The 7,157-nt window shown below is 63.4% G+C and carries 7 protein-coding genes; 2 read left to right on the top strand and 5 right to left on the bottom strand.

What is annotated here, in order from left to right:
- Nucleotides 1-1,285 (top strand): NCS2 family permease (locus VGO12_RS17260; RefSeq protein ID WP_327513972.1); only part of this gene is annotated, 1,285 nt, incomplete at its 5' end.
- A 101-nt stretch (nucleotides 1,286-1,386) separates the two neighbouring features.
- On the opposite strand, the gene VGO12_RS17255 is transcribed toward VGO12_RS17260, so the two are convergent.
- Nucleotides 1,387-1,707 (bottom strand): 2Fe-2S iron-sulfur cluster-binding protein, encoded by a 321-nt coding sequence (locus VGO12_RS17255; RefSeq protein ID WP_327513971.1) that lies wholly within the window; start codon nucleotides 1,705-1,707, stop codon nucleotides 1,387-1,389.
- Nucleotides 1,708-1,739: 32 nt separating this feature from the next.
- Nucleotides 1,740-2,993 (bottom strand): cytochrome P450, encoded by a 1,254-nt coding sequence (locus tag VGO12_RS17250; protein WP_327513970.1) that lies wholly within the window; start codon nucleotides 2,991-2,993, stop codon nucleotides 1,740-1,742.
- A gap of 111 nt (nucleotides 2,994-3,104) precedes the next feature.
- Between VGO12_RS17250 and VGO12_RS17245 the strand changes: the two genes are divergently transcribed.
- Nucleotides 3,105-3,953, top strand: coding sequence for an AraC family transcriptional regulator (locus VGO12_RS17245; protein WP_327513969.1), 849 nt, complete (start codon nucleotides 3,105-3,107; stop codon nucleotides 3,951-3,953).
- Between the two features lie 88 nt (nucleotides 3,954-4,041).
- On the opposite strand, the gene VGO12_RS17240 is transcribed toward VGO12_RS17245, so the two are convergent.
- From VGO12_RS17240 to puuE, 3 genes are all read right to left on the bottom strand, one after another.
- A complete protein-coding gene (locus VGO12_RS17240) occupies nucleotides 4,042-4,527 on the bottom strand; it encodes an ureidoglycolate lyase (protein ID WP_327513968.1) in 486 nt (161 codons plus the stop codon).
- Nucleotides 4,528-4,640: 113 nt separating this feature from the next.
- The gene (alc, locus tag VGO12_RS17235; protein WP_327513967.1) at nucleotides 4,641-5,660 is read right to left on the bottom strand and encodes an allantoicase; all 1,020 of its coding nucleotides are present in this window, start codon (nucleotides 5,658-5,660) and stop codon (nucleotides 4,641-4,643) included.
- A 10-nt stretch (nucleotides 5,661-5,670) separates the two neighbouring features.
- Nucleotides 5,671-7,086 (bottom strand): allantoinase PuuE, encoded by a 1,416-nt coding sequence (gene puuE / locus VGO12_RS17230; RefSeq protein WP_327513966.1) that lies wholly within the window; start codon nucleotides 7,084-7,086, stop codon nucleotides 5,671-5,673.
- Nucleotides 7,087-7,157 lie beyond the last annotated feature (71 nt).

Genomic DNA, 7,157 nt, shown 5'->3' with positions numbered 1-7,157 from the left:
ACGACTATTCAAGCTGAAAGAGCATCAGACGACGGCGCGCACCGAGGTGATCGCCGGTATCACGACATTCCTGACGATGTCCTACATCATCTTCGTCAACCCCGACATCCTGTCGAGCACGGGCATGGATAGGGATGCCGTCTTCGTCGCAACCTGTATCGCCGCGGCCCTCGGCTCGGCCGTCATGGCGCTCGTCGCCAACTGGCCGATCGGCATGGCGCCGGGCATGGGCCTCAACGCCTTCTTCGCCTTTACCGTCGTCGCAGCCCTCGGCTTCACCTGGCAGCAGGCGCTGGGCGCGGTCTTCATCTCGGGCGTGATCTTCCTGATCCTGACCGTGACAGGGGTCCGAAGCTGGCTGATTGCGGGCATTCCGCATTCGCTGAGAAGTGCGATTGCCACCGGTATCGGCCTCTTCCTCGGCATCATCGCCTTGAAGAACGCCGGCATCGTCGTCGACAATCCGGCAACGCTCGTCGGTCTTGGCGACCTCAAGCAGACCGGTCCGCTGCTCGCGATCCTCGGCTTCTTCGTGATTGCCGTGCTCGATGCACTGAAGGTTCGCGGTTCGATCCTCATCGGCATTCTGGTCGTCACCGTCCTGTCGATGATCCTCGGCGTCAGCGAATTCAAGGGCATCGTCTCGGCGCCGCCGAGCATTGCGCCGACCTTCCTGCAGCTCGACATCATGGGCGCACTGCATGGCGGCCTGTTGCACGTCATCCTCGTCTTCGTGCTTGTCGAAGTCTTCGACGCCACCGGGACGCTGATCGGTGTCGCCAAGCGCGCCAAGCTCGTCGAAGAAGGCAAGCCAAACCGTCTCGGTCGCGCGCTTCTCGCCGACAGCACCGCGATCGTCGCCGGCTCGCTGATCGGCACCAGCAGCACCACCGCCTATGTCGAAAGCGCCTCGGGCGTCCAGGCAGGCGGCCGCACGGGCCTGACCGCACTCACCGTCTGCGTGCTGTTCCTGGCCGCATTGTTCTTCTCGCCGCTCGCAGCCGCCGTCCCGTCCTATGCGACGGCGCCGGCTCTGCTCTACGTCGCCGGCCTGATGATGCGCGAACTGACCGAAGTCGACTGGGACGACCTGACCGAAGCGGCTCCGGCAGCACTCACAGCACTTGCCATGCCCTTCACCTACTCGATTGCCAACGGCCTCGCCTTCGGCTTCGTGAGCTACGTGGTCTTGAAGGTCTTCACCGGCAAGTGGAGCGTCATCCATCCGGCCACCCAGCTCGTCGCCGCGCTCTTTATCGTGCGCTTCGCGTTCTTTGCCGAGTAAGCGAAATTGGCCGGGGCATTTCTGCCTCGGCCATCAGGACTTCCCCGTAAGTGCTGGCCGGAGCAACGTAACAGTTGCCCCGGCCTTTTTTCCGTTTCGTCTCAGTACTGCCCGGCTGGCAGATGCACGACCAGGCCGTCCAGCTCCGCCGAGACCGTGATCTGACAGCTTAGCCGGCTGCGCTCATCCGGGTTGACGACGCACTCGATCATGTCCTGTTCCTGGAATTCGGGGGCCGGCAAACGGTCGCTCCAAGCGCCGTCGATGTAACAGTGGCAGGTGCCACAGGCGCACGAGCCGCCGCATTCGGCGGCGATGGCGTCGATGCCGTTCTGCACGGCGGCCGACATCAGCGACTGGCCGATTTCCGCCTGGATTTCCTTCGACGTGCCGTCCGCACCGATGAAGACGATTTTGGGCATGGGTATTCTCCTGGTATGTCGGTTTGCTGCGGTCAGGCCGGCCGAATGGCGATGTTCAGGCGCTTGGGTCCGCGCACGGACAGTCCGCGCTTGTACTGGGGCTCCCGGTCGACCAGTTCGATCGTCGGGAAGCGGCGAAGCAGCGTGCTGAAGATGATGTCCATGTCCAGGCGCGCCAGGTGATTGCCGAGACAGAAGTGTACGCCGCCGCCGAAGGCGAGGTGCCGGTTGGGCGTGCGGCCGATGTCGAACGTATTTGCGTTTTCGAACTGTTTGGGATCGCGGTTGGCGGCACCGTAGAGCAGGCCGAACTTGGTGCCGCGCTCGAAACGGCGGCCGCCGATTTCGACATCCTCGACGCAATGGCGATGGAAGAACGGAAGCGGAGATTCGAAGCGGAACATCTCCTGCACGCCGGTCTGGATCAGGCCGGGCTCTGCGCGCAACCTAGCCATCTGGTCGGGAAAACGTAAGAGCGCATGCATGCCGCTGCCGAGTACGTCGATCGTCGAGCCGTGGCCGGCCATCAGGATCAGCATGCAGGTCGAGATGAATTCGTCGAAGTTCATCGCGCCCGAACGCTCCGCCTCGATCAGCACCGAGATGAGATCGTCCTTCGGCGCCCGCTCGCGCTCGGCCTTCAGCGCCGTCAGATATTCGTAGAACTCGGTGGTGTTACGCTCGGCAAGCTCCTTGCGCGCGTCAGAGCGGTCGACGTCGAAGAATTGAACGATGTTTTCCGACCAGATACGAAGCTGCGGACAGTCCTCGTCCGGCACGCCGAGCAGGCGGCCGATGATATGTCCCGGCACGTGGGCGGCGAGATCGTCGACGAAGTCGATCTCACCGCGATCGGCAAGGCTGTCGATCAGCCGGTCGACATAGGCCTGGATCTGGTCACGCAGCTTGGCGATCATCGCCGGCGTGAACAGCTTGAACACCTGCTTGCGGAGCCGGTCGTGTACCGCGCCGTCGCTGTCGAGCAGGCTGAACTGCACGAAGCGCTGGTGATGCGGCATGTCATGCCAATTGGCATCCCGCTGGAGTTTCGCAAGCTCCTCGACGGTCGCGATATCTTCAAGCGAGCGCACCATGCGCTTGTCCATGACGATGGCCGACACGTCCTCGAAGCGCGAAGCGAGCCATATGTCGAAATCCGCGAAATAGTGCAGACCTTCGGTCTCCCGCAGCGTCTGATAGGTCGGGTAAGGATTGCGGGCAAATTCCCGCGACAGCGGCGCGAAGACGAAATTGGCTGCATCGCCGTTCGGCGCGGCTTCGGTCATGGGTACACTCCGTGCATAAAGCTGCATGATAGCGTCACGGGCTCGCGTTGAGGAATAGTGGCCGATCGCAAGATGATGGACAAAACTCGCATCGCCTGTCAGGAAAAGCAGATGCAGAGCCTGAAAGAAGAGCTTCACTTCCATACGCCGGCGAAATTCGCCGACGCCTTCCCCTATCTGGCGCTGGTTGCCGGAAGCCGGACGGCATGGCCGCAGGAAGCACCGATCCGCAAACGCTTCCACCAGCACGTCTTCGTCTACACGACCGGCGGCTGTGGATTGATCGAGCTGCGTGACCAGCGCTTTCTGGCGGAAGCCGACAGTGTCGTCTGGCTGGATACCGCGCAGGCCTACGCCCACAGCTGCGCTCAGGACAGCGATAGCTGGCGCTATCTCTGGATGGGGATCGAGGGCCATGGCCTCAACGCCCTTTATCAGTTTCTCGGCGTCCAGCAGCAGCCACTGTTCGTGCCGAGGGATCAAGGCGCGGTGCGTGCCGCCTTTGAGGCCGTGATCGGATTTCTGTCTGAACGTTTGCCTGCGACCGATGCGCTGGCGAGTGCGGCGATCGCCGGCCTCATCGCCGATCTGGTCGCGCCGCGGCTGACGGGTTCGGAACCGGTTGACGGTGGGCATGGCGAAGACCGCTTGCTCGCGGTCCTGAAGGCCATGCGCGACGATCTCAGCCGGTCATGGACGATCGACGACCTCGCCACGCGGGCGCGGCTCAGCCCTTCGCAGTTCTTTCGGCGCTTTCGCGATCTGGTGGGTACGACGCCGATGGACTGGCTGCGGCACGAGCGCATCAACCAGGCAAAACGCCTGCTGATCGGTCCCGACGCCAAGGTCTCGGCGGTTGCTGCCGAATGCGGCTATCCGGACCCCTATCATTTCTCGCGCGATTTCCGGCGGCTGACGGGATACACGCCGACCAAATTCAAGCGCGATGGCGGCTACTGACACCGCAGTTGCATCATCCGATTTTCGGCGGCCAGCGAGGCCCTGGCGCACCGATGAACCCGACCGGACGACCGGGTCATGCGTCTTCTCACACGATCAGGAACGGTTCCGTGAAGAAGTGTTCCTCGAGGTTCACACCCTCGCCGCCGCGGTCGACAACGGCGAAATCCGAGACGTCGTCGAGCGGCGTCAGGATGCCGTGCCAGACGTTGCGGGCGATGTTGACGCCCTGGCCGGGCGTGGTCCTGAAGGCGATCGGTTCACTCGGTCCTTCTTCGGTCTCCTTGGAAACGACGATCAGAAACGGGTTGTCGCTCAAGGGAATGAAGGCCTGGCTGCCGAGCGGATGGCGTTCGACCATGGTCAGTTTCAGCGGTAGCGGATAAGGTACGCCGCGCACGAGGCTGATCATCGGCCGGGCCTTTTCGCCCGTCGTGTCGATCTTGGCGAGATCATGATAGCGGGTTGCCTTGCCGCCGTTGATCGGGAAGTTGTGGGCATTGTCGGTTTCAATCACGTCGCCGAACGGCGCAAAGGCCTCCCGGGTCAACGGTTGAATGACGATCTCTTTCATGTGACGCTCCTCCGTCCAATGTTGATGAAATATCGGAAACGGCGGGAAGGGGCGTGAATCGGCCTTCCATCCGCAACCGCGGTTGGTTCAATCACCTCCCACAGTGAGATGACTTACGATGTGCCGGCCTTTGCAATACGCCCGAAGATGCGCAGCCGGCTGACGCCGCCGTCGGGGTAGATGTTGAAGCGCACGTGGCTCACCGGGCCGCGGCGCAGCATGGCGTCTGTTCCGTAAGTGTGGACGCTGTCGGCTGAAAGCTTCTGCGCCGGCAGGACTTCCTGCCAGAACATCGAGGATGCGGTGATCGCGGACGCGAGCTCGCAGGCCGTTTCCCCGAGATCGGCCGCCTGCAACGAACAAGCATCCGGGAAGTTGCCTTTGAAATGCGCAGTATCGACGACGATCCGCCCGATCTCGCCCCGGGCTGCAAGCTTGACGACGATCCAGTCGTTGCCAGGCTCTCGCCGCCTGCGCGTTTCCCAGCCGTCGCCCATATTGATGCCGCGCCCGGGCGCAAGCAGGCGTTGGTGGCCGTAGTGGCCGTTCGAGTAGGCGATGATGCGCCCGCCGACGAGCGACGAGGCAAGATCGATCTCTGCCTCGGCAGCCGCCCGGTCGAGCACCGGCGTCCCGTAGACCCTGAGGCGCGCGACACCGCCATCGGGATAGATGCGCAGCCGCACATGGCTCCACACCCCATCGGAGCGAGCTTCGAAAAAATGCCGGCCATTCGGCCCGAGCGGTCGCGCACAGACCAGTTCCGTCCACACCGTCCGCTCGTCCGGGCCATCTGGCGCCAGACAGGCGTCAATGCCGCAGGCGGTCGGATAATTGCCGGTGAAATGGGCCGTATCGACCTCGAAGCCGCGGATGCGGCCGTTCGCGGCCAGCGCAACGATCGCATGGTCGTTGCCCGGACCCCGGCGACGGCGCGTCTCCCAGCCGTCCATCCACTTGCCGTTCTCGTCGTAGACACCGGGATGATAGACCGGGGCTGAGTCCTCAAGCATGCGCTCGAGCGGTGCGAAGAATTCGTCTGTCGCAAAGACCGGCCGCGCGCCGAGGCCGGCGGAGGCAAGGTTGATCGCGTTCAGCGCGAATTCGGGCAGGCTCACGCCGTCGGTCGTCATCGCGAGGTCCTCAGCTCGGCAGTATGTCCTTGAGGCGCAGATAGGCGATGCGTTCCACCTGCCTGCACGCGGTTTCGAACTCCGTCTCGCGATCGTTGCCGATCCGGCTTTCGAAGGCGGCGAGGATCTCGTCCTTGGTGCGTCCCTTCACCGCCATGATGAACGGGAACTTGAACGTGTCGACATAGGCCGCGTTGAGCGCGGTGAAGCGCTCGCGCTCGGCGTCGGTCAGCGCATCGAGGCCGGCGCCGGCCTGTTCGTTGGTCGAGCTTTCCGTGAGACGCTTTGCCTGGGCGAGTTTACCGGCGAGATCCGGGTGGGCGATGAGAACAGCAAGCCGCTCTTCGGCCGACGCTTCGCGGAAGACGACGGAAAGGGCGGCTGCAAGGCCGATCGCCGTATCGTTGGCACGCGAGAGTTCGCCCTGGAAGGCGCGCTTGGCGATCCACTTCGAATGTTCGAAGACGCCGCCGAAGCGGGCAACGAACTCTTCTTCCGAAAGCTGCGACGGGCGATCGTTCCAGGCCTTGTACGGATAGGCCTCGGCCCAGTAGCGCGCGATGTCGACGCGTTTTGCAAGCCAGACCTTCTCGTGGCTCTGCACATAGTCGAGGAAACGGGCGAGTGCCGCGGCGCGGCCCGGGCGCCCGACGAGGCGGCAGTGTAGCCCGATGCTCAGCATCTTCGGCGCGCCGGCGGTGCCTTCGGCATAGAGCACGTCGAAGCTGTCCTTCAGGTAGCTGAAGAACTGGTCACCGCTGTTGAAGCCTTGCGGCGTCGCAAAGCGCATGTCGTTGCTGTCGAGCGTATAGGGGATCACCAGCTGGTGGCGGCCGGCATGCTCATGCCAGTAGGGCAGGTCGTCCGCATAGGCGTCCGACACATAGTCGAAGCCGCCGGCCTCCGTCACGAGATCGAGCGTGTTGTCGGAGCAGCGACCGGTGTACCAGCCGCGCGGGCGCTCGCCGGTGACGACCGTGTGCAGGCGGATCGCTTCAGCGATCTCCTGGCGCTCGCGTTCGGGCGAGAAGTCCTTGTGCTCGATCCATTTCAGGCCGTGCGAGGCGATTTCCCAGCCGGCATCCTGCATGGCGGCGACCTGTTCGGGCGAGCGCTTCAGCGCGGTGGCAACGCCATAGACCGTCGCCGGTACGCCGCGTTCGGTGAACATGCGGTGCAGGCGCCAGAACCCGGCCCGAGCGCCGTATTCGTAGATCGATTCCATGTTCCAGTGGCGCTGGCCCTGCCAGGCCTGCGCACCGACGATTTCCGACAGAAATGCTTCGGAGGCCGCGTCGCCGTGCAGCACGCAGTTCTCGCCGCCTTCCTCGTAGTTGATGACGAATTGCACGGCGATCCGCGCGCCGCCGGGCCATGTGATCTTGAAGTTCGGGCCGTGGCCGTGAAGATCGCGGGGGTATCTCATGAAAGCAGCTCCTCCAGACATTTTCGTCTCTGCATCCAATTCGTAGCGGCATTTGTTTCGAGCCATTCCCC

Origin of the sequence: Ensifer sp. (genome assembly GCF_035999135.1) — a bacterium.
In the GTDB taxonomy this organism is placed as follows: Bacteria; Pseudomonadota; Alphaproteobacteria; order Rhizobiales; family Rhizobiaceae; genus Ensifer.
The sequence above is the reverse complement of the archived record's forward strand: the minus strand, read 5'-3'. Positions and strand labels throughout refer to the sequence as shown.

What these genes read in the sequence shown, in the direction of transcription:
- VGO12_RS17250 (WP_327513970.1), bottom strand. Translation starts at nt 2,993, where the DNA reads ATGACCGAAGCCGCGCCGAACGGCGATGCAGCCAATTTCGTCTTCGCG.
- VGO12_RS17240 (WP_327513968.1), bottom strand. Translation starts at nt 4,527, where the DNA reads ATGAAAGAGATCGTCATTCAACCGTTGACCCGGGAGGCCTTTGCGCCG.
- VGO12_RS17245 (WP_327513969.1), top strand. Translation starts at nt 3,105, where the DNA reads ATGCAGAGCCTGAAAGAAGAGCTTCACTTCCATACGCCGGCGAAATTC.
- alc (WP_327513967.1), bottom strand. Translation starts at nt 5,660, where the DNA reads ATGACGACCGACGGCGTGAGCCTGCCCGAATTCGCGCTGAACGCGATC.
- VGO12_RS17255 (WP_327513971.1), bottom strand. Translation starts at nt 1,707, where the DNA reads ATGCCCAAAATCGTCTTCATCGGTGCGGACGGCACGTCGAAGGAAATC.
- puuE (WP_327513966.1), bottom strand. Translation starts at nt 7,086, where the DNA reads ATGAGATACCCCCGCGATCTTCACGGCCACGGCCCGAACTTCAAGATC.